The following is a 21,040-nucleotide window of genomic DNA, read 5'->3' as shown; positions in this document are numbered from 1 at the left end:
CGGAAAGGGCCACCCCCGCGTGCGCGGAGGTGGCCCTTCCTCATTCAGGCGACAGCGATGGCGGCTACTGCTTCGCCGTCACACGCCACGTCACGCTCTCGGTGCTGGCACCCTTCCCGTCCTCGGCGAGGACCTTCCAGAGGAAGTCCTTGCCGGGCTCCAGCGACACCGTCCGGGCGAGCTCGCGCGTCGGCTTGTCGCACGACTGGAAGGTGAAGTGGGTGTCCACGCTCCAGACGCAGTGCCGGTAGAGGACGGTGTCCTGGTCCTTGTCGAAGGTGCCCTCCCACTGGAAGGTCATCGTCGCGGAGGCGATGGCCATGTCCCTCGGGAAAATCAGCCCCAGAATGCCGGGCGCGTTGTTGGCTTCGATCTTCTCGGACTCCACGAACGTGTGCGCGAAGATCGGGTCGCCCGTCCCCGCCACGTCCTGCGCGCACTGCATGCGCCGGTCTGCGTTCACGACGGACCGGCAGATCTCGAAGGCCTGCTCCATCGGAATCGACGGCAGCGCCTGCACGACCGGAACCCCGGGGGGCGCCTTGTTGACCTTGCACTCGTCCGCCTTGTACTCCGGCCATTCCTTGACCGTGTACGACGCGGTGGAGTACCCGGGCAGGTAGTCGAACAGCGACGTGGCGTTCGTCACCCGCCAGGAGTCCTCGAACTTCTCGTACAGCTGGATGTAGCGCTGGTACGGGTCCGTGGGGCGAGGCCCCAGCTGCGTCCCATCCGACAGCGTCGGCAGCCAGTTCCCCACGGCGATGGGACCGAGGATGCCCTCGGTGGCGCGCGCCTGCTGCACGCTGACGTTCATGTAATAGACCGAATAGTGCGCCCACCAATCGACGGTGATGATGATGCGCGTCCCACCGGGTCCCTCGATCTGGATACCACCCTGGGAGGGCGTCCGGACGATGCGCCCACCGCCGGCCAGCAGGAGCTCCGTGCCGAGCTGCACGGGATTGCCATTGACGCGCAGCTCCAGACCCTCTCGCCACTGGGGATTCAGGTGGTAGGTGATTCGGTTCGGACCGACGCGCACCGCCACCGCCGTCATGATGCTCACGCACGAGGTCAGCCCGGTGTGCGCGTCCGGCCCCACGGGCCCTTCCGTCTGGACGGGCATGTGCCGCGCCTGGATCTCCATGGTCGGATCGCGGAGCAGCACGAACTCTCCAGCGCTCTGGAAGTCGTAGCGCACGCCGTCGATGGTCGTGAGGTGCGGGTCACCCCACGTGGAGGGATTGCCACCCACGATCCAGCGGCGAATCGTGTCGATGTCCGCCTGGCTCAGCGGGGGCCCGCCACACGGCATCATGCCGCCCGGGCAACCTTCCGACACGGTGGTGATGCGGGAGTACAGCGGTCCCGCCAGGCTGGCGGCCCGGGCCAGGGCAGCGCCGTGCGACGCCGTGAGCGGATTCACGAAGGGACCGGACTGGTCCTCGGCGAGGTTCAGGCCCGTCCCGTAGTTCGAGTACGGCGGGTAGTTGAGCCCACCGTGGCACTCGATGCAGCTCTTGTTGAAGATGCGCTGCACGTCCGTGTACGTCGGCACGGCGTTCGCCGGGGGCAGCGACGCCAGCGTGGCGTTCACGAACGGAATCAGGGCGCTGCAGGCGAAGGGCGACGAGAGGCCGGGGATGGGGTCGGAGGTCAGGTTGGCCTGGAGCGCAGCCTGGAGGGTGCTCGTGTACGCGGAGAACACGTCGGCGAAGGCATAGGTGCGCGACCGGCCGCGCACGCCCATGGACCACTTGTCCACGGAGATGCCGAGCGGCTCGAGGAGATAGCGGTACAGGGCCATCGGCGTCGTGTTCTGGCTGTAGATTTCACGGTCGACCAGCTTGCCGCCCATGGACGTCGCGTCGGCGCTGCCCGCGTCGATGGGCCGGCGGAACGCCTCGCGCCGCAGCCGGGGGAAAGAGGTATCCGTCAACGAGCTGGTCGTGGCACCGTACTGCTGGACGAGGCCGTTCACCGGCGAGCTCAAGAAGTCCAGGTACAGGTCGCCGGTCCGGTCGAGGTTGAACTTCTCGATGTCCACCTTCCTGCGCGGCACGCTCTTCGTGCGTGTGTCGGTGTCGGTGCGGACGGCGTTGATGTTGTTGCCGCCGTGGCGCGCCGTGAAGAAGGCCTGATTGAACGTCAGGGCCCCGAAGGGGCTGGTGACCGCCCCCGCGCCGATGGTGAGGCAGCCCTTCGTGATGGCCAGGGCCACCGGCCGGGGGTCGATGAACACGTTGCCGGTCGCCCAGCGGTGGCTCGCGATTTCATCCGCGACGCGTTGCTGGTTGAGGGTGCCATCGAGGCCTCCGAGGAGGTCGAACAACTGGATGCCGCGCCCTTCGTCAAAGGTGAGGGGCGAGTGGTGGTGCAGCATGACGTAGGCCCCACCCGTGGGGACGCTGGTGGGCGCGCCCGCGATGGCGTTGTTGAACGTGTACGAGCTCGTCGTCGAGCCGGCGGTCGAGGGGACGGGCTCGGTCGTCACCGGAAACACCGTGTCGAAGGGAAGCCGGGGCGTGCCGTCGCCCGGACCGCCGCGGAAGCGGGTGATCTTGTCGCCGACGGGCGCACTCGGGGGCTGCAGGCGCAATTGCTCGATCAGGGAGCGGATGGGGTGGCTGTTGCGCCACGTCCAGGGGTTGTAGAGCTTGCGGTACGCGGCCGTGTCCAGCGAGCCGTTGTACAGCCGGTCCCGGTTGAACGGAACCATCCCGCCCCAGCTGTCATACGGGTCCCAGTTGGGCTTGTTCTTCGTCTTGATGATACCCACGGGCATGCCGTCCGTGCCCGGGAGGGTCGACTGGTTGACCACGTTCCGCGTCGAGTGGCAGTTCGAGCACTTCAGGTCGTCGACCGCAACCATGCGAGTGCGCGCCGGGATGACGCCCATCGGCGGGATGGGCTTCAGGATGATTTCGTGGAAGCGGAAGTTCTTCGTGGGTGCATCCCACTGCATGTACTCGATGACGTCCGGATGCGAGCCCGGGTACGCGGAGTGCAGGACCGGCCCGATGGAGAAGACGGACTTCGCGTTGATGCTCGACAGCAGGATGCGCGGGAACTCGGCGGTGCCCGTCTGCAGGCTCTCCGAGCGCGACATCATGATGGGGCTGTACTTGAACGGGGCCGGCAGCGCGGCGATGAACTCGGCCACGGTGTCGACGCTGGGGTTGGCCGTCAGGTACGTCTGGATTTCGGTGGGCGTGATGGCGGTCGGGTCCGCGGCCGTGAGGGCCGGGATGGGGGTCGAGAGATTGAAGACCGGTCTCACGGACTTCGCCGTGGCCATGTTCAGGACGCAGGTCAGCGCCATGCCCGTGCAGTCCGAGGTGGACGCGGTGTCCCCATCGACGTCGGTGTCCCACCCTCCGAAGGTGGACCCCGCGGCGGGCGTGGCGGTGAGCGTCACGGAGATGGAGCCATAGGACTCTTCACAGTCGGGACTGGGACTACTGGTTTCACTGCAGTTGATGCCCGCCACGGACGAGGTGACCGTGCCCGAGCCGAGCCCCATGGTCACGACCTTGAGGGCAGCGGCTTCCGCCGTCACCGCGAACAGCGAGGACGCGACGAGCAGCGCGCCCAGTCCTGATCGACAACTGGGTTGTAATGAAGACGGGATGAGTCTCTTGAGTCTCATTCAGTGAGCTCCGGGGGTGTGGACATCTGCTGAGCGTGAGGCGGTGAAGGCGCGAAAATGCTGCAAATCAGTGGCCGCACCGAACCGCGCGGAAACACGGCGCGACACGCAGCCGCTGTAGCACCATAGGTTACAGGACTTCACTGACAGTAACTTTCGCGGTAACACTGGCGCACCGCGCGGCCCGGCCAGGGCGTCCAAGCGCGTCCCTGGAATGACGCGCTCGCCCTTCCCTACGTCCCCGTCTTGCGCTTCTTCGGCTTGGGGACGAACACGTCGCTGCGCGGGTGGAACTCGTCGTAGACCGACCTCAGGCGCGCGCTGTTCACGTGGGTGTAGATTTGCGTGGTGGCTAGATCCGCGTGGCCGAGCATCTGCTGCACGGCGCGCAGATCCGCGCCGCGCTCCACCAGGTGCGTGGCGAACGAGTGCCGCAGCTTGTGCGGTGAAATGGGCTTCAGGATGCCCGCCTTCAGCGCATAGCGCTTGATGAGCTTCCAGAAGCCCTGCCGCGTGAAGCCTCCGCCCCGAGGCGTCACGAACAGCGCCTTCGACTGGCGCTTCCCCAGCAGCGCCGGCCGCGACAGCCCCAGGTACGCCTGCACCTTCTCTATCGCCACGCTCCCCAGCGGGACGAGGCGCTCCTTGGCGCCCTTGCCCTTGGCCACGAGGTAGCCCGCGGTGAGCTGGATGTCATTGAGCCCCAGCCCGCACAGCTCGCTCACGCGCAGGCCCGTGGCGTACAGCACCTCCAGCATCGCCTTGTCGCGCAGGCCCGTGGACGTGCGCTCGTCCGGACTGCCCAGCAGCTGCTCCACCTCCTCCAGCGTGAGGAACGAGGGCAGCTTCTTCGCTGAGCGCGGCGTGTCCAGGTCCTCCGTCGGGTCCTTGTCCGCCATCCGCTCGGCGACGAGGAAGCGGTGGAAGCCGCGCAGGGCCGCGAGGTGGCGCGCCTGGCTGCGCTTGCCCACGCCTCGCTTCCCGAGCGCCACCAGGTGCGCGGACACGTCCTCCTGCTTTGCCCGTGTCACGTCGTCGAGGCCGCGCGCCCGCAGGTCCTCGAAGTACACGGTGAGGTCCGCGGCGTACGCGTCCACCGTCTTGCCGGACAGCCCGCGCTCCGCGCGGATGAAGGCGATGAACGCGTCGAGCAACCCTTCCATGGCCGCCACCGTACCTCAGCTCCGCGGCGCCGCGCCTCCGTCCGCCGAGGCCGCCTCCAGCGCCTGCACCACCCATGGCCACCCCACCAGGATGTTCCCCGGCGAGCGCAGGCACGCATCCGCCACCGCCAGCACCTCCGCCGGCCGCGAGCGCACCGCCAGCGCCAGGTGCCGTCCCAGGAAGGGGTGCGGCAGGTAGCTGAGGTTGTGGTGGCGCACCGGCACCCAGGTCAGCGTGGGCTTGCCAGTCCACTTCTCCACCGCGTACGCCACCGCCGAGGCCAGCACCTCCACCGCGTACAGCGGCAGCCGGAAGGCGCTCAGCAGGAAGGCCACCAGCGAGCTGGCCGCCACCGCCCCCGCGAAGGACATGTTCGCCGTGCCGCTCCACACCAGCATCGGCACCACGCTCGTGACGATGGCCGCCACCTGCACCCGCACCACGGATGGGCCGCGCCCTCCGGTGATGCTGGCGATGCTCCCCGACGCCAGCCCCGCCACCACGCCCAGGCACACCCCCACCACCACGCCGGCCGCGCCTCCCAGGAGCGGCCCGAAGGCGCCCCCGGCCGTGGCGTGCAGCCCCACCAGCATGGACAGGCTCGCCAGCGTCCCCAGCAGCACGCCCGCCGCCAGCCCCGACACCAGGGCCAGCATCAGCCCCGCCGCCGAGCAGCACAGCGCCGACATCCACCACCCGCCGTGCAGCGGAATCCCCGCGCGCTGAAGCAGCAGGCCCACCAGCCCCGTCATCAGCGGCGAGCCCACCACCAGCAGCAGCAACAGGCGCTTCACGTAGAGGCCCGCGGCCCGGCCTCCCTCGGCCTGCTCACGCCAGAGCTGGCCGATGCGGCCTCCCGGCGCGCGGATGCCCGCGGTCCTCAGCCGGTAGTGGAGATCCACTGGCCGGAACAGTAGCAACAGTAACAATCTCAGCAGACCGGGCACCTGCTCAGGTGCATCCACGGGTCCTGGCGCTGTTCCCCCCTGTGCCAAGGCTTCCCCCCTTCCTTCAAGTTCAATCCCCTAGCCTACCCTTGCCTTGCCTCAGGATTTCAAGCGTATCGCCAATGAGTGAAATCACCGTGGAGGGTTCGTTGAGTGTCACGCCCCCGTCAAGGATGAGCTCCAGCCCGTGTCCGAGCTCGGTCTTGATGTCCTTCGCGTCGGTGAGCGGCACACCCTCCGTATTGGTCGCCGAGGTCGTCACCAGAGGGCGGCCCAGCGCCCGGGCCAGCTCGCGCACCAACGGAGCGTCCGGCACCCGGATGCCCACCTGCTTCTGCTTGGACATCATCAAATCAGGCACCAGCCGCGTCGCCTCCATGATGAAGGTGAACGCACCGGGAGTGAGCCCCTTCATGGTCCGGTACGCGAAGTTGCTCACGTGCGCGTACTTCGCCACGTCCGACAAGTCGGGGCACAGGAAGGACAGCGGCTTCTTCTTGTCGCGGCCCTTGAGCTGGTACAGCCGCTCGATGCCCTTCTTGGAGCTGAGGTCGCACCCCAGGCCGTAGTACGTGTCCGTGGGGTAGGCCAGCAGCCCGCCGCGCTCGAGCACCTCCACCGCGCGCTGCACGTGGCGCGGCGACGGGTGCTCCATGTCCACCTCGAGGATGGGTGCGGCCATGTCTCCGTGTCTCCTGTCTCGTCCCGTGAGTGCCCGGTGAGCTGCGGACCAGCCTACGCCGTTCCAGCCGCCTCGTCCGCGCGGACTTCCCCGCTGGCGGCCAGCGCCCGCCGCGTGAGCACCGGGCCCACCAGCTCGTGCGCGGTAATCATGGCGACAATCAGCACCTCCACCTGCGGCCCGAAGGTGGGGAACGTCCGGGACACCAGCGCCGCCAGCCCGAAGGTGACGCCCGCCTGGGAGATGAGCCCCATCCACAGGTATTCCTTCAGGCGCGGGTCGTCCGCGGGCGCCAGGCGCTTGCACGAGAACCAGATGGCCACGCCCCGCAGCGCCACCAGCAGCATGGCCACCGGCCCCACCGTCACCAGCGCGTCCAGCTTCAGCCCTGCCCCGGCCGCCGCGAAGAACAGCGCGAACACCGGCAGGCCCGCCTGCTGAATCGCATGGTGGATGCGCTCCCCCGCCTTCTCGTCCAGGTTGGCGATGAGCGCCCCGGCCGCCAGCGACACCAGCAGCGGGGACAGGTGCAGCCGCGCGCCGCCCTCGGCCGCCGCGAAGGACAGGCCCACCAGGAACAGCGGCAGCTCCCGCTTCACCCCGCGCATGTAGACGAGCACCACCATCGCCAGCACGCAGCCCACGGCCACCGAGCCGAACAGCTCCCACCCCACCGAGCCCAGCAGCCCGGTGACGTCCAGCCCGCCGCCGAAGCTGGCCTTCGTCACGCCCGCCGCCAGCGCGAAGGCCACCATGACGAACAGGTCGCCGATGATGACCAGCGCCATGAGGAACTCGGTGAAGGTGCCGCGCGCGCTCGTCTCCTGGACGATGGCGATGGTGACGGTGGGCGAGAAGGACACCACCACCGTGGACACCAGCGCGCTGACCGCCAGCGCCTGCGGCACCGTCATGGACGCCATGAAGGGCAGCAGCGGCTTGACGGCGAACGTCGCCCCGAAGCACGCCAGGAAGGTCAGCCCGCACACGCCCGCGCACAAGATCGCCACCCGCGCGCCCACCCGGCGGATGAGCCCCAGCCGCAGCTCCGTGCCCGCCACCAGCGCGATGAGGCTCACCGCCAGCCCCTTCACCAGCTCCAGCCCCTTCACGCCCGCGTTGGGGATGAAGCCCAGCGCGTAGGGGCCCACCGCCACGCCCACCAGCAGGTAGCCCGTGAGCCGCGGCAGCCCCAGCCCCTTGGCCACCTTGCCCGCGAACAGGCCGCACAACAGCAGCGCCCCGGCCGCCAGCGTCACCGGCGTGCCCGCGTCCGCGCGCAGCACCTGGGCCCGGCTGATGACCGCCAGCAGCCCCATCAGCAGCAGCAGGCGGATGACGGCGCCCTTCATGCCGCCACCTCCAGGTCTTGCCGAGCAGGCGTGGCCGCGCGCGGGGGGCCCAGCACCTGCCGGAAGGCCGGGCCGGCGAGCAGCTCGTTCAGCACCGCGCCCACCACCACCACGTCCAGCACCCGCTGGGACAGCCCGCCGGGCACCAGCATCCCGTACTCGGCCACCAGGCACAGCGCCAGGCCGCCCTGGGCAATCAGCGCGTAGCCCAGCCTCGGGGGCAGCTCCAGCGCGCTCCCCACCAGCCGCTGCGCCAGCTTCCCGCCCAGCACCTTGCCCAGGAAGCGCAGCCCCACGAAGCCCGGCACCAGCGCCCACGCGCCCCAGTCCCGCGCATGCACGCCGCAGCCCACCAGGAACACCAGCACCAGGAAGGCGGGCCGCTCCACCCGCCCGAGCGCACGCGCCACCCGCTCCACCGTGCGCCCGCCCACCAGCGCCAGCGTGGCACCGCACGCCACGCCCGCCAGCAGCGCGGACACGCGCAGGTACGCCGCCGCGCCGCCCACCAGCGCCACCCCGCCCAGCGTCACCGTCGTCAGCTCCGCCAGGTCCTTCAGCGAGTGCGTGAGGAAGGCCAGCAGCGCGCCGCACATGACGCCCAGCAGCAGCGCCAGGCACACCAGCCCCAGGCCCTCGCCCACCTGGGTGGACGCGCCCAGCACCAGCGCCAGCGCCAGCACGCCCAGGCCCACCGCGTCATCCAGCATGGTCAGCAGCGCCACGCCCAGCCCGCGCGCCCGGTCCATCCGCCCCGAGCGGTACGCCAGCACCGCGAAGTGGCCGGAGGACAGGCTCGCCGCCGCGCCCAGCAGCGCCGCCGCGCCCACCGCCGCCTGGGGAGACAGCCCGGACGTGAGGAGGATGGGCGCCACCAGCGGCACCGCCACGAAGAGGAAGGCCGTGCCGGCGTGCGCCAGCGCGGCCGAGTACACCGGCCGGGGCAGGAGCCTCAGCAGCCGGGGCTCCAGGTTGAGGCCGAGGATGACTCCCGAGGCACCCAGGCAGAGCGCCACCACCGGGCGCAGGCCGTCCAGGTTGCGTGTGGAGAGCAGCCCCGCCACCGACGGCCCCATGAGCACGCCGAAGATGAGGAACAGGAAGCCGCTGGCCGCCAGCCTCGCCAGAGCCGGGAAGCGTCCCGGATCCAGCGCGCGACTGGAGGCAAGCAGCGACAGCGCCGCGATGGAGAGGAGGACGAGCAGCGCTTGCACGAGCTGTGCTTACACCGCTCCGCCCCCCCACGTCACGAGCGGCGGTGCGTGGGCGCCGAGATCACCGGCAGGGCGACCAGCCGGCCCATGGGCGGGTCGTCCGCATCCATCTCCAGTTGCACTCGCTGCACCAGCCGCTCCAGCTCCTCGGCGGGCAGCGCTGGCAACAGGCTCACCAGGAGGACACGGTCCTCGTCCGCGCCCAGCGCCAGGCTGCGAAGTCCCGCGAACACGGGCACCTCTGCGGACAACGCAGCCGCGGCGCTCCGGGCGCGCACCACCAACGGCTCCGGGATGCCAAACTCCCGGAGCCGACGGATGGCCCGCTCGGTGACTTCCAACTGTTCGAGGAACGTGATGACCAGGTACACGCGGCCCGTCTTACCGGGTCCGCGCCCCTGGCGCCACGCTACTCGTTACCCTGGCCCTGGCCGGCCGGCTCGGAAGCCGGAGGAGCCGCGGGAGCGGAGGGCGCCGCGGGAGCCGTGCCTTCCGGCGTGCCTCCCTCGGCGGCCACCATCGCGGCGCGAGCCGCGCGCTTGCCCTCCTCGATGAGCTTCTTCACCTTCTGCCCGCCCTTGCGGCCGATCTCCTCGTAGAAGTTCGGCCCGCGGGTCGCCTTGACGCGATCCCCGCCCTTCTTGCCGATCTCCTCGTAGAACTTCGCGCCGCGCTCGGCCTTCACCGTCTCGCCGCCCTTGCGGCCAATCTCCTCGTAGAAGGAACGACCGCGCTCGGCCTTCACCGTCGCGCCGCCCTTGCGGCCGATGGTCTCGTAGAACTCCCGGCCTCGCTCGTTGCGGACAGTCTCGCCGCCCTTACGGCCCGCTTCGGCCACCGTCATGCTGCCCTTGTTGTCCTTGTCCGACATATCGCCATCTCCTCTCGTGACTGCCACCCGTCCCTCGCCTCGGTGCCCCTTGCCTGAAACCTTGGGACGGAAGCGCCCCGATGCAAGCAAGCTCCGTACACCGCCAGCCGTTCGCGCCTGACACACCACACAAAAACCTGAGTGATTCCAGGCTGTTGAGGTGCGCCTGCCGAGCATTCGTGCCGGGCGACGGCACGTCCGCCAGGACGCTCCTATGTTTGAAACACCGCACTGCACATTGCCGATTCCCGATAGGCCCCTACCTTCTGCCAACGGCGCGTCCGGCGATCGGGCCGCGAGGGGGAGGCACGGCGTGGCGCAGTCGGCGAAGACATGGCTCCGGGTACTGGCCCCGATGCTCGTGTCCGTGGGAGGCCTGGTGATGCTCCGGTTCCTCGGACCGGACTTCATCGACCAGCAACACATTGCCGCCGTCCTGGAGCCTTTCGGGAAGGCGGCTCCCCTGGCGTACATTGCCTTTCTCACGATCCGCCCGGTGACGCTGCTCCCCGGTCAGCTGCTGACCGCGGTGGGCGGGATGATGTTCGGGACGCTCGCAGCGACCCTCTATTCACTAACGGGCAGCTTCCTGTCTGCCATCCTGCTCTTCGGGGTGGCGCGAAAGGTAGGCACCCGGCCCATGAAGCGCCTGGCTGGCGGCAAGTACCCCGCGCTGGTGCGAGCCGCGAAGCGCCATGACTTCCTCTTCGCGCTGCTGGCCTGCATCAACCCCCTGTGCCCCACGGACGTCATGCTGGTGGCCGCGGCGGCGAGTGGCGCGAGGCTGTGGCCCTCCCTCGCCGGAATCATGATCGGCACGATTCCCGGCACCTTCCTCACCGCGCAGTTCGGCAGTGGGCTGGCGCAGGGCCGCACGGTGATGACCGTCGTCTCCGCGGTGGGGCTGGGCGTGTCGCTGGTGCTCGGTGTGTTCATCGGCAGGCGCTTCTACAAGGAGATCAACGACGCACCCGAAGAAGACCCGAACGCGCCGGCCCACGCGTCGGGGACGCCGCCGGACAAGGTGCCGGTGGCGCGGGTGCGGCCGGAGCCGTCGAAGCAGGACAGCGGTGTTCCCGCCACCTGGTAGCGACCCGGCGCGACTGTTCAACGGTTGGACGCACCCACCCGCTGAAAGGTTCCCGACTCCGTGCGGCCCCCGGGTCGCAGCTCCTCCGACAGCAGCTGCAGCAGCGCCTGCACCCGGGGCACGGCCTGCCGGCCGGGGATGCACAGCGCATGCACGGGCGGGCCTTCCGCCGAGTATTCGGCGAGCACCTCCACCAGCCGCCCGTCCCGCGCGCGCGCGTCGAGCATGAAGTCCAGCACCTGGCACAGCCCGGCGCCGGCGGCGGCGAGGTCCAGCAGCGCGGGGCCGTGATTGACGTCCATGGCCAGCTGCGTGCGCACCGCCTCCGGAGCGCCGCCGGGCTCGCGCAGGAACACCCAGTCCCGCGCCAGGCCGCGAGGGTCCACGAACTTCAGGCACGGGTGGCGTGACAGCTCCGCCGGGCTCGCGGGGGTGCCATGGCGGGCGAGGTGCGCGGGCGAAGCCAGCGTCACCCACCGCGTGTGGAGCAGCCGCCGCGCCACGAGGCTGGAGTCCTCCAATTCACCCACGCGCAGGGCCACGTCGATGTGCTCGTCCACCATGCGGCTGAAGCGGTCATCCATGCGGACATGGAGCGTCAGCTGCGGATAGCGGGACTGCAGCCGCGCCAGGCGGGGCAGCACCACGGGGGCCAGGATGTACGACAGCGACACGGTGAGCGGGCCCCGGGGCGCGCGCTGGGCCTGGGCCACCGTCTCGCGGGCCGCGCGCACCTGGGCCACCGCCTCCCGGGCGCGCTCGAGGAACTCCGCGCCCTCGGGCGTGAGGGCCACCTGCCGGGACGTGCGCTCCAACAGCCTGGCGCCCACGTCCTCCTCCAGCCTGCGCACCGCCTTGCTCACCGCCGCCGTGGTGACACCGAGCCGCGCCGCCGCCTTCCGGAAGCTGCGCTCCTCGGCCACGTGGACGAAGGGGATGACACCCGCGAACAAATCCATGGCCCACATTGTCAACCTGGAGTTGACGATGGTTCAACCCCCGCGTGCTCGATGCGCGTGGAGTTGACGGTTAGGGTTGGCCCAACCCCGAAGCACGGAGAACCTCATTCATGAAAATCGCAATCCTGGGCACCGGAGTGGTGGGCGAGACGCTGGGCACGAAGCTGGTGGAGCTGGGCCACGAGGTGCGCATGGGCTCGCGCACGGCGAACCACGAGAAGGCGGTGGCCTGGACGCGCAAGGCGGGCGCCAGGGCCTCGCAGGGCACCTTCGCCGACGCGGCGGCCTTCGGGGAGCTGCTCTTCAACTGCACCGCGGGCACGGCCTCCCTGGAGGCGCTGAAGCTGGCGGGCGCGGAGCACCTGAAGGGCAAGGTGCTGGTGGACGTGGCCAACCCGCTCGACTTCTCCAAGGGCTTTCCCCCCACCCTGTCCATCTGCAACACGGACTCGCTGGGCGAGCAGCTCCAGCGCGCCTTCCCGGACGTGAAGGTGGTCAAGAGCCTCAACACCGTCGCGGCCGACGTCATGGTGAACCCGGGCCTGCTGCCCGCGCCGACGGACATCTTCGTCGCCGGCAACGACGCGGGCGCGAAGAAGCAGGTGACGCAGGTCCTCACGGAGGGGTTCGGCTGGAAGCGCGTCGTCGACCTGGGGGACATCACCACGTCGCGTGGCACGGAGAGCTACCTGTTCCTGTGGCTCCGGCTCTACCAGGCGCTCGGCACCCCCCACTTCAACGTGCAGCTCGTCCGGGCCTGAGCCGGAGCCCCACCGGCTCACCGCCTCTTCAGCAACCAGCCCGAGACGAGCGAGCCCGCCGCCGAGGCGAACGTGGTCCACGTCAGCCACACGCTCGCTGTCAGCTGCAGGCTGCCCACCAGCAGGCCCAGGACGCCGAGGCCGAAGAAGACGCGCCGGGCCAGCCGGCGCCCCCGGTAGTGCCAGCCCGCCGCCACGGACAGGATGAAGGCCGCGAAGTTCGACCAGAACTGGCCCGCGGTCACCAGCGCCGAGGTGCTCCGGACAAAGTCTTCCAGCCAGGTGCGCTCCGCGAACCGCCGCGTCCCACCGGCGAGCACTTCCGCCATCATGGGATGGTAGTCGGGCCCGGACGAGGCGAAGAAGATCTGCGCGACGAAGGCGAAGAACAGCGTCACGGAGATGTTGAACCATGGCACGGGAGGCGTCGTTGGCCTCCAGCGGCGCAGGGCCTCCAGCTGCTCCGGCGTCACCTCGAGCGCATGCGGGTAGCCCAGGTCCAGCAGGGTCTGCGTGGCCGCGATGCTGGCAAACTGCCCCTCCTCGTCCGCCAGTCCCTCCAGGCGCCCCGCCGCCAGCAGGCGCTGCAGCACGGCCGAGGCTGCTCCAGCGTCCACCTCCGCGGGCAGCCGTGCCAGCAGCGCGTTGATGGCCCCCACCATTCCGGGCTTCTTGAGGTCCGTCGCGGTGTGGACCTCCTGGACGAGCACGGTGAGGGTATCCAACAGGGGCTCGCCCCGGAAGGCGACGGGCCCCCCGGTGGAGACCGGACCGCTACCCTCCACCTGGGGGACGTCCAGGGAGTCGTGCTGCCGCGGCTCGTCCTCGCGTGGCGCGGCGGGAGGGCTCCGGGTGGCAACCTGACTCATGGTGTTGGCTCCTCTGCGCTGCGCTGAACCCGGGCGAGAAATACTTCACGGTGGGTTAACCTCTCACGCCACGAGCGGGCACGCCGCCCCATCCTACCGAGGGGGAACCACCACCATGCAATGCCTGTCCTCACGCGGGTGGATGCTCGCGCTGGCGCTCGCGGCGCTGGGCGGCTGTGCACCGAAGCGGGTGGAGCCCCAGCCCCAGGCCCTCGCGCTCCGGGCCCAGGGGTGCGACGGCCGCTCGGACTTCCAGGTGGGCACGGGCGTCTACGACGTCACCGGCCCGGCGGCGCAGGTGATGATGATGGGCTACGTCAAGGCGGGACAGAACACCTCGGGCATCCACCTGCGGCTGCGCTCGCGCGCCTTCGTCATCGCCTCGCCGTGCAATGACAGGCGGGCGGTGTTCGTCAGCGCGGACCTGGGGATGATCTTCCAGGCGGTGAAGCTGGATGTGGTGCGGAAGCTCCGCGAGCGCTACGGCGAGGACCTGTACTCGGACGACAACGTGCTGCTGAGCGCCACGCACACGCACGCGGGGCCGGGCGGCTACTCGCACTACGCGCTCTACAACCACACCTTCCTGGGCATCCCCATCATCGGCTTCGTGCCGCAGAACTTCGACGCCATCGCGGAGGGCATCTTCCAGTCCATCGTCCGGGCCCACGACAACGTCGCCCCCGGGCGCATCCTCCTGGCGACGGGTGAACTGCCCGGAGCGAGCGGCAACCGCTCCGCGGGCGCGTATGGCCTCAACCCCCGGGAGGAGCGCGCGCGGTACTCGGGGGACGTGGACACGGCCATGACGCTGCTGCGGCTGGAGTCCTCCGCATCCCCGGAGCCGGGGCCGATGTCCCCCGTGGGGATGCTCAGCTGGTTCGCGGTGCACGCCACGTCCATGAGCAACCGCAACACGCTCATCAGCGGCGACAACAAGGGCTATGCGTCCTATCTCTTCGAGAAGCGCCAGGACACGGACTACGGCTCGCCGAAGACCTTCGTGGCCGCCTTCGCCCAGAGCAACGAGGGCGATGTGACGCCCAACATCTACGGCGGTGGAGGGGGCCGGGGCGAGGGGGACCTTTCCGCCACCGTCGAAGCCGGCCGCCGGCAGTTCGACCTCGCGTGGCGCCTCTTCGAGGACACCGCGAGCGCGCGGCCGCTCACGGGTGGCGTGGACTACCGGCACACGTACGTGAAGATGGACGATGTGAAGGTGGCGCCCGAGTGGGCGGACGGTCAGGAGCGCCGGACGTGCAAGGCGGCGCTGGGCATCTCCATGCTCGCGGGCACGGAGGACGGCCGGGGCGTGGGCAAAGAGGGCGTGCGCTGTGGCGACCCGCTGGCGGGCTTCTTCTGCGGCGTGGACAACGACCCGTGTCAGGCGGAGAAGCCGGTGGTGCTGAAGCCCGGGGACATGTGCCCCATCATGAGCCCCAACGTGCTGCCGGTGCAGCTGGTGCGGCTGGGCAACCTGGTGCTGGTGGCCGTGCCCTTCGAGATGACCACCATGGCGGGCCGGCGGCTGCGCGAGACGGTGCGCGAGCGGCTGGCGCCGGTGGGCGTGGAGCATGTCGTCATCGCCGGGCTGTCCAACGCGTACTCGGGCTACCTCACGACGCGCCAGGAGTACGCGAAGCAGGACTACGAAGGGGCCTCCACCCACTTCGGCCCGTGGCAGCTCGCGGCGGTGCAGCAGGAGACGGCGAAGCTGGCGGAGGCGCTCGCCTCGGGAGCGGAGGTGCCGAAGGGACCGAAGCCGAAGTCCCCCAGCGGCCTCGTGAAGGAGACCCGGCTGTCCCATACGTACGACGAGGTGCCACGGGGAGATCCTCGCTTCGGCAACATCACCTTCGGCGCCGTCGTCTCCGGCCGGGACGTGGAGGGCACCTACCCGCGCTGTGGCACGGCGCGCGTCACCTTCTGGGGAGGCTACCCGCGCAATGACCTGCGCACGCAGCGCTCCTATCTGGAGGTGCAGCGCCGGCAGGAGGACGGGAACTGGGTGCCGGTGGCGTACGACTGGGACTGGGAGACGAAGTACCGCTGGAAGAGCTACCCCTGCCCTCCTCGCGGCGCGTGCTCGCAGGTGACGGTGGAGTGGGACATTCCCGAGGACACGCGTCCGGGCACGTACCGCATCCGCCATGATGGCGATTGGCGCCCGCGCCCGGACGATGCTCCGCGCCCCTACAGCGGCATGTCGCGTGAGTTCTCCGTCACGGAGTCCGTCGCTGACCGCTGCCCGCCCGGCGCCGCCCGCGCGCAGGCCGTGTCGGAGGTAGAGCCCTCTCCCGCAGCGCCGGCAACAGCCGCCACGCGGTGACGGCATACGTTGGCCGGCCCACCTCTCCCGGCCACGCAAGCCATCGCTCCCACGCAGTGGCCCTGTCGGTGCGCGGCGAAGCTCAACATGGCTCGTGCTTGCACCGCGTTCCACCGGCCACACCTCGCGTCCCGAGGACCACGGACTGCTGCCACATGGACGCAAGAGACGATGTACGACTCGTGCCGCCAGCACGTCGCGTCCCTCACGTACGGTTCGCGGACTCATCAGCGTGCAGGGCGGTACATGACCGGAGTCCTCGGCACAGCGCCTCCACTCATGAACGAAGCCGTGCCACCTCCGGGTCCTGACCTTGCAGGCAGTCCGGGCCATGCGCATCCAACGTATCGCGGTGCTCCTGTTCCTCGCCGCCTGTGGGAGCGGGATCCGGCAGACCGCATCGGGGCCGCCGCCCTTCAAGGCCATGACGTACAACGTGCTCTACGACTCCTCATTCGAAGGCGTGGAGAAGTCCGTGGACGTCATCGAAGCGGCGAAGCCAGATGTCCTCTGTCTGCGCGAGCTGACGCCCCGCTTCGCCTGGGCCTTCGAGCGACGACTGGGCAAGGAGTACCGCCAGCGACGCTTCGTCCCTCGCACTGGGACCTGGGGCGTGGGAATCGCCACCCGGCACCGGCTGCTGCGCACGGAGGTCTTCCGGCAGCGGCCGCACCGCATGCCTGCCATGGAAGCGGAGGTGCTCGTGAACGGGCGTCGGCTCAAAGTGGTCTGCGTCCATCTGATGGCACCGGGCGCGAGGCACCACAAGGATGACGGCCTGCTGGAGTCCCTCCCGAAGAACGCGAGCCTGCGAGACAAGCAGGCCCGGGCGCTCGTGGACCGCTATGCGAAGGAGAAGATGCCGCTGCTGCTGCTCGGGGACATGAATGAGGAGCGAGGGGACGCCGCGATGAAGTCCTTCGCCTCCGCGGGCTTCGCCCATGCCTGCGACGGACCGGACGCGAGCTGCGGACCGACGTGGCCCGCGCGACCCGCGCTGGCCTTCAGGTTCATGGAGATCGACCACATCCTGGGACGAGGGCTCAACCTGTCCGGAGCACGGGTGCTGGACGCGGGGGACTCGGACCACTGCCCCGTCGCGGCCCACTTCGACTTCGCGCCCTGACGGTGCGACACGGGCCTTTGGTGGAAGCGCAGCGTGCCGGAGAACATCCCAGGCGAGACCGCCCTTTCCCACATGCGGCCTCCGCGTATCCGCGCCACATGCAAATGCCGCGAAGCCTGCACCTGGAGCCCTCGGTGGTCGCCCGGGCCCTGGAGGGTATCTCCCGCCGTCCCTCCAGCGTCCTTCGGAAGTGACGACCCTGGAGGGCGCCCGCGCGGCGCATTTGGCGTGACGTCCCGGGTCTACGCGCGCAGTGCCTGAATCAGGGGCGGCCGAGTTGCGCCCCATGTCAGACCCGCCCGGTAGACAGATGCTGGCGGAAGGAACGTTCATTCCGGCCGGCAGCCGCCCGGGGGCGGGAGGGGGAAGGAGTTGTTCCTTCCAGCCAGCAGCCACCCGGGGCGCGAGGGGGACGGGGGATGTGGGTTCTGGAGATGATGCACGCCGAGGCCATGTACGCGGCGGCGGCGCTGCTGGCGCGGCGGGGGTACGACAACGTGCAGGCCTGCGAGTTGGCGCGGGCCATGCGTTTCTCGGTGGGCACGCTGTACCGGCACTACGGCAGCAAGCAGGGCCTGTCGCTGGCGGTGCGCGACTACGCCGAGAGGGAGCTGAGCTACCAGGCCGACGTCGCCTTCTTCATGAAGCATGTGCAACCGGGCGTGGACTTCGGCCGGGCCTTCTACGCCTTCTGGTGGGAATTGGCCGGGTGGGCACTACGGCACCCGGACCTCTTCAGCTTCACCTTCCTGCACTGGCATGCGCATGAGTATGGGCCGCGGTCCACCCCTGCCCCCGGTCCCCGGATTCCGGGCGCCCTCCTGCCACAGTCGAACGGAGGAGCCACCCGCGCGTTGGTGCGCGAGGTGTTGGAGAAAGGCGAGCGTGAGGGAGTGCTGACGCCGGGCTGCACCCGGATGGGAGAGGGGCTGGTGTGGGGCACGCTGTTGGAACTGGCGCGCGCGGCGTGGCAGGGAGCGCAGGTCGGCGAAGCGGAAGTGCTCACATCAATCAATGCGCTCTGGCGCGCCCTGGTCCGCTCAGAAGACTCTGGCCCCCGAGATCCTGGCACGCCCTCTCCAGGTGCGAAGGAGCCCTCACCCGGAACGCCCGGTGGCCTCGCGGCAACCCTCACGCCTGCTCTGCTGAATGAGCCCTCCACCGGGACGCCGGGGGATGGAGCGCCCGCCCTCGTCGCTTCCCCAGCGGTGAAGGCGCGCCTACGCGTGGAGCGGGGGCACCGCGAAGGGCCCCACCTGCGGCGGCATGACCTCGCCCGGGCCCACACCTGTGGGCCGCATGGCGGAGCGGGCCATCTCCTCGCCATGCCGCATGCGCATGCGGACCATCTCCGGCGAGAAGTCGAGCGTGTCCCCCAGGGGCTTCGCCGGCTCGATGACGGTGATGCGGCAGTAGCGGTAGGGCACGCCGTCCGGCCTCCGCAACGTCAGGCCCTCGTCGTACGCCTGCCGGACGATGTCGTTGATGCGGACGAAGGCCTCCACGTCGTTGAGGAGGATTTCGTTGAGGGTGATGTCGACGAGCCCGCGCTTGACCACATCCAGGAGGTTGACCGGGGGCTTCGCCGCCTCCAGCTTCGGCGAGGCACAGGCGATGACCACGATTTCCGTCGGTCCGAACTCCAGCGCGTCTCCCAGCGGGGTGTTGTTGCGCAGCCCGCCGTCGACGATGGCGTTGGGGCCGATGGGCTCCCAGATGATGGGCATGGTGGCGCTGTGCCACACGGCCTCCAGGAAGTCCTTCGAGTCGCTGGGCACCAGCTCGTACTGGCCGGACACCAGGGACACCCGGCCCACATGGGCGGGAACGACGAACGGGCGTCCAGCGACCTTCCGCTGGATGAAGTCCCGCAGCGGCGTGCCGTCATACAGCCCGAGCTTGCGGAGCAGGCCCAGCCGGAGCGCGATGACGGGCCAGGCGAACTTCCGGTACACGTCGGCCTCGCGGATGTTCAGCCAGATGTCGTTCAGTTCCCGGTACGCCTGCTGTGCCAGGAGCGAGGCGTTGAGCGCTCCCACGGAGACACCGAAGACGCGCTCCCAACGGAAGCCGTGGACCTCGCGCAGGACGCGCTCCGCGCCCACCTGGAAGGAACCCTTGGCGCCACCACCGGAGAGCACGAGCGTTGCGGGACGGTCCGTCATGGCCATGGCACACCTCAGAGAAGGACGACAGGGATAGGTGCATGGGCGCGACGCGGGAATTGCCTCCGGGCGCCTTCGTGTGTCCACCCCGAACCATCGCTCCCTCCCTCGCGTCCGGTGATGCGATGCTCCGGAGTCAGAACGAACTCCAGCGGACGTCCCTGCCCTCGGGAGGTGGCCCCTCATGCGCGACGACGACCTCGAAGAGACACGGCGCGGGGCCCGGCCGGACGACCTCGCCTCCCTCCGACGCCTGGATGCCGCCCTGGTGCACTCGGGCTTCCGGATGGAGGGCAGGACGGTGCGCGAGTGGATTGCCGACTTCGCCCAGGTGCGCGCGCGGTGGTTCGACTCCAGCGAAGCCGTGGGGCGCGTGCTCGAAGCCGGGCTGGGGGCGGTGCCGGCGCTCGTGGACACGCTGCGGACGCCGAGGCTGGACGTCCCGCCGAAGGCGGACGCGAGCGTCCGCGCGCAGTGCATCGAGACGCTCGGACGTCTCGAGCCCCTGCCCACGTGCGCGGTCCCCGCTCTCCTGGAGGCGCTGCGCCTGCCGAGCGCGCGCGTGCGGTGGATGGCGCTCACGGTGCTCATCCGGATGCGCCCCCGCGCCACCGCCGCCGCCCTCCGCGCTCTCCTCCCCTGCCTCCAGGACAAGCATGACGCGCGGCTAAGGAGCCTGGCCGCGCAGGCGCTGGCGGTGGTCGACGGCCCCCTGCCCGACGTCGTGCGGAGCGTGGCACTGACGCGGCTGGAGGACTCCGACCCGCACGCGCGCCGCAATGCCCTCCAGTTGCTGGGCCGCTTCCCGGGTGACGCGGAGGTCGTCACGGCCCTGGAGGAGCAGTCCATCCTGGACGACGCCAACCGCCTCGAAGCGCTGCGAATCCTCGCGACGCTGGAGCCGGTGCGAGCCATTCCCCTGCTGCTGGAGCTGGCCCGGAAGGCGGCGGAGAACCGACCCGAGGATGCGCGCCTGGGACAGCGGGACGCCTTCTTCGTATTGCTGAGTCGGCGCGAGGAGGGGCTGCGTGCGCTGCTCACCCTCGGCCGGCTGGGCGTGCGGGGCCTGCCCGCCATTCCAGGGCTCCTCGAGCTGACGGCCCTCTCCCTTCTGGCCCCCTACGTGGACGCGGCCATCGACGACATCGCCCGCGACGTGCTCCGCCGCCGTGCGCCAGCCCTCGCCCCGGGGCAGGTCCAGGACCCACGCGTCACGGCGCTGCTACGAGCGCTGCCGCCACCCCGGGAGCCCTCCGAGGCCCCGGCGAAGAGCGTCGCGCACTGGGCCGCGGGGCTGCGGGAGCTCGGCCCCGAGCTGACCGTTCGTGTCGCCCTGGCCGCCGCGCGCCGGGTGCTGGGGCTGTGGGAATACCAGCAGCCGAGCAACGACGGGGCCCGGCGGGCCGTCATGGCGATGGACCGGTGGGTATGTCAGCCCTCCGAGGACCACGTCCGGAGCGCCCGGCATCACGGGAACATCATTCCCAGTCAGATGTCCTCGCCGGACGCCTTCTCCGCGGCCTGGTCGGTGACGTACGCCACCCTCTGCCTCCCTTCGGAGGAGCCCGCCTCCTCCCAGCAAGCGCTGCTCGAGGAGAGCGAGGGAGGCGCTCTCGCCTCGTGCGTCTACGCCGCGAGCCGCGCGCTCAGCCGCGAGTCCGTCATCACCTGGGCCCTGGGCGGAAGCCAGGAGTCCCCCACGCCGCTCCAGCCCCACCAGGCGACGAGGGAGCTCCGGCAGGCCATCCTGGACGAGGTGTTGCCCTGGGCCCTGGGCACATGGGATCCCGTGAAGGACACGGTCCGCCTCGCGGACGCGCTGCGGGCCCGCGACGGGAAGGCCCTCCCGACCTCGTGAC

General features: G+C 70.1%; 16 protein-coding genes and 1 pseudogene. 6 read left to right on the top strand and 11 right to left on the bottom strand.

Annotation, left to right across the window (positions count from 1 at the left end):
- Positions 1–64 precede the first annotated feature (64 nt).
- The 8 genes from G4D85_RS33285 to G4D85_RS33250 form a co-directional block, all read right to left on the bottom strand.
- Positions 65–3,652, bottom strand: a complete 3,588-nt coding sequence (locus G4D85_RS33285; protein ID WP_164018096.1) for a VWD domain-containing protein — start codon at positions 3,650–3,652, stop codon at positions 65–67.
- 233 nt (positions 3,653–3,885) lie between these two features.
- Positions 3,886–4,815 carry a site-specific tyrosine recombinase XerD gene (gene xerD, locus G4D85_RS33280; protein ID WP_164018095.1) on the bottom strand — a complete coding sequence of 310 codons (930 nt, stop codon included), beginning with the start codon at positions 4,813–4,815 and terminating at the stop codon, positions 3,886–3,888.
- Between the two features lie 15 nt (positions 4,816–4,830).
- The gene (locus tag G4D85_RS33275) at positions 4,831–5,718 is read right to left on the bottom strand and encodes a hypothetical protein (protein WP_420821738.1); all 888 of its coding nucleotides are present in this window, start codon (positions 5,716–5,718) and stop codon (positions 4,831–4,833) included.
- A 115-nt stretch (positions 5,719–5,833) separates the two neighbouring features.
- Positions 5,834–6,445 carry an L-threonylcarbamoyladenylate synthase gene (locus tag G4D85_RS33270; protein ID WP_164018093.1) on the bottom strand — a complete coding sequence of 204 codons (612 nt, stop codon included), beginning with the start codon at positions 6,443–6,445 and terminating at the stop codon, positions 5,834–5,836.
- A gap of 53 nt (positions 6,446–6,498) precedes the next feature.
- Complete coding sequence (locus G4D85_RS33265) at positions 6,499–7,797, bottom strand: cation:proton antiporter (protein WP_164018092.1); 1,299 nt, start codon at positions 7,795–7,797, stop codon at positions 6,499–6,501.
- Positions 7,794–9,011 (bottom strand): sodium:proton exchanger, encoded by a 1,218-nt coding sequence (locus G4D85_RS33260; RefSeq protein ID WP_164018091.1) that lies wholly within the window; start codon positions 9,009–9,011, stop codon positions 7,794–7,796. The genes G4D85_RS33265 and G4D85_RS33260 overlap by 4 nt, the downstream gene beginning before the upstream one ends.
- A 32-nt stretch (positions 9,012–9,043) precedes the next feature.
- Positions 9,044–9,382, bottom strand: coding sequence for a hypothetical protein (locus tag G4D85_RS33255; protein WP_164018090.1), 339 nt, complete (start codon positions 9,380–9,382; stop codon positions 9,044–9,046).
- Positions 9,383–9,420: 38 nt separating this feature from the next.
- On the bottom strand, positions 9,421–9,882 hold the full coding sequence (locus G4D85_RS33250; protein WP_164018089.1) for a general stress protein: 462 nt from the start codon (positions 9,880–9,882) through the stop codon (positions 9,421–9,423).
- 355 nt (positions 9,883–10,237) lie between these two features.
- Between G4D85_RS33250 and G4D85_RS33245 the strand changes: the two genes are divergently transcribed.
- Positions 10,238–10,972 carry a VTT domain-containing protein gene (locus G4D85_RS33245; protein WP_205525830.1) on the top strand — a complete coding sequence of 245 codons (735 nt, stop codon included), beginning with the start codon at positions 10,238–10,240 and terminating at the stop codon, positions 10,970–10,972.
- A 17-nt stretch (positions 10,973–10,989) separates the two neighbouring features.
- Here the strand turns inward: G4D85_RS33245 and G4D85_RS33240 are convergent, their stop codons facing one another.
- Entirely contained in the window at positions 10,990–11,931 is a 942-nt protein-coding gene (locus G4D85_RS33240; protein WP_164018087.1) for a LysR family transcriptional regulator, read from the bottom strand.
- A gap of 110 nt (positions 11,932–12,041) precedes the next feature.
- Between G4D85_RS33240 and G4D85_RS33235 the strand changes: the two genes are divergently transcribed.
- Positions 12,042–12,692 (top strand): NADPH-dependent F420 reductase, encoded by a 651-nt coding sequence (locus tag G4D85_RS33235; RefSeq protein ID WP_164018086.1) that lies wholly within the window; start codon positions 12,042–12,044, stop codon positions 12,690–12,692.
- Between the two features lie 17 nt (positions 12,693–12,709).
- Here G4D85_RS33235 and G4D85_RS33230 read toward each other — a convergent pair whose 3' ends face one another.
- Complete coding sequence (locus G4D85_RS33230) at positions 12,710–13,561, bottom strand: hypothetical protein (protein WP_164018085.1); 852 nt, start codon at positions 13,559–13,561, stop codon at positions 12,710–12,712.
- Between the two features lie 115 nt (positions 13,562–13,676).
- Between G4D85_RS33230 and G4D85_RS33225 the strand changes: the two genes are divergently transcribed.
- From G4D85_RS33225 to G4D85_RS50860, 3 genes and pseudogenes are all read left to right on the top strand, one after another.
- The gene (locus tag G4D85_RS33225) at positions 13,677–15,890 is read left to right on the top strand and encodes a neutral/alkaline ceramidase (protein ID WP_164018084.1); all 2,214 of its coding nucleotides are present in this window, start codon (positions 13,677–13,679) and stop codon (positions 15,888–15,890) included.
- Positions 15,891–16,221: 331 nt separating this feature from the next.
- Positions 16,222–17,016, top strand: coding sequence for an endonuclease/exonuclease/phosphatase family protein (locus tag G4D85_RS33220; RefSeq protein WP_240359644.1), 795 nt, complete (start codon positions 16,222–16,224; stop codon positions 17,014–17,016).
- 419 nt (positions 17,017–17,435) lie between these two features.
- Positions 17,436–17,594 (top strand): annotated as a pseudogene (locus G4D85_RS50860) (helix-turn-helix domain-containing protein); the annotation flags it as partial.
- 642 nt (positions 17,595–18,236) lie between these two features.
- Here G4D85_RS50860 and G4D85_RS33210 read toward each other — a convergent pair.
- Positions 18,237–19,181 carry a patatin-like phospholipase family protein gene (locus G4D85_RS33210; RefSeq protein ID WP_164018083.1) on the bottom strand — a complete coding sequence of 315 codons (945 nt, stop codon included), beginning with the start codon at positions 19,179–19,181 and terminating at the stop codon, positions 18,237–18,239.
- Between the two features lie 184 nt (positions 19,182–19,365).
- Between G4D85_RS33210 and G4D85_RS33205 the strand changes: the two genes are divergently transcribed.
- Complete coding sequence (locus G4D85_RS33205; protein ID WP_164018082.1) at positions 19,366–21,039, top strand: HEAT repeat domain-containing protein; 1,674 nt, start codon at positions 19,366–19,368, stop codon at positions 21,037–21,039.
- Position 21,040: the final 1 nt, after the last annotated feature.

This window comes from Pyxidicoccus trucidator (assembly GCF_010894435.1).
GTDB classification, from domain to species: Bacteria; Myxococcota; Myxococcia; order Myxococcales; family Myxococcaceae; genus Myxococcus; species Myxococcus trucidator.
This window is presented reverse-complemented; position numbering and strand designations above follow the sequence as displayed.

Coding starts and splice junctions, on each gene's coding strand:
- G4D85_RS33285 (WP_164018096.1), bottom strand. CDS start 3,652: ATGAGACTCAAGAGACTCATCCCGTCTTCATTACAACCCAGTTGTCGA.
- xerD (WP_164018095.1), bottom strand. CDS start 4,815: ATGGAAGGGTTGCTCGACGCGTTCATCGCCTTCATCCGCGCGGAGCGC.
- G4D85_RS33270 (WP_164018093.1), bottom strand. CDS start 6,445: ATGGCCGCACCCATCCTCGAGGTGGACATGGAGCACCCGTCGCCGCGC.
- G4D85_RS33265 (WP_164018092.1), bottom strand. CDS start 7,797: ATGAAGGGCGCCGTCATCCGCCTGCTGCTGCTGATGGGGCTGCTGGCG.
- G4D85_RS33250 (WP_164018089.1), bottom strand. CDS start 9,882: ATGTCGGACAAGGACAACAAGGGCAGCATGACGGTGGCCGAAGCGGGC.
- G4D85_RS33245 (WP_205525830.1), top strand. CDS start 10,238: ATGCTCGTGTCCGTGGGAGGCCTGGTGATGCTCCGGTTCCTCGGACCG.
- G4D85_RS33240 (WP_164018087.1), bottom strand. CDS start 11,931: ATGGATTTGTTCGCGGGTGTCATCCCCTTCGTCCACGTGGCCGAGGAG.
- G4D85_RS33235 (WP_164018086.1), top strand. CDS start 12,042: ATGAAAATCGCAATCCTGGGCACCGGAGTGGTGGGCGAGACGCTGGGC.
- G4D85_RS33230 (WP_164018085.1), bottom strand. CDS start 13,561: ATGAGTCAGGTTGCCACCCGGAGCCCTCCCGCCGCGCCACGCGAGGAC.
- G4D85_RS33225 (WP_164018084.1), top strand. CDS start 13,677: ATGCAATGCCTGTCCTCACGCGGGTGGATGCTCGCGCTGGCGCTCGCG.
- G4D85_RS33220 (WP_240359644.1), top strand. CDS start 16,222: ATGCGCATCCAACGTATCGCGGTGCTCCTGTTCCTCGCCGCCTGTGGG.
- G4D85_RS33210 (WP_164018083.1), bottom strand. CDS start 19,181: ATGACGGACCGTCCCGCAACGCTCGTGCTCTCCGGTGGTGGCGCCAAG.
- G4D85_RS33205 (WP_164018082.1), top strand. CDS start 19,366: ATGCGCGACGACGACCTCGAAGAGACACGGCGCGGGGCCCGGCCGGAC.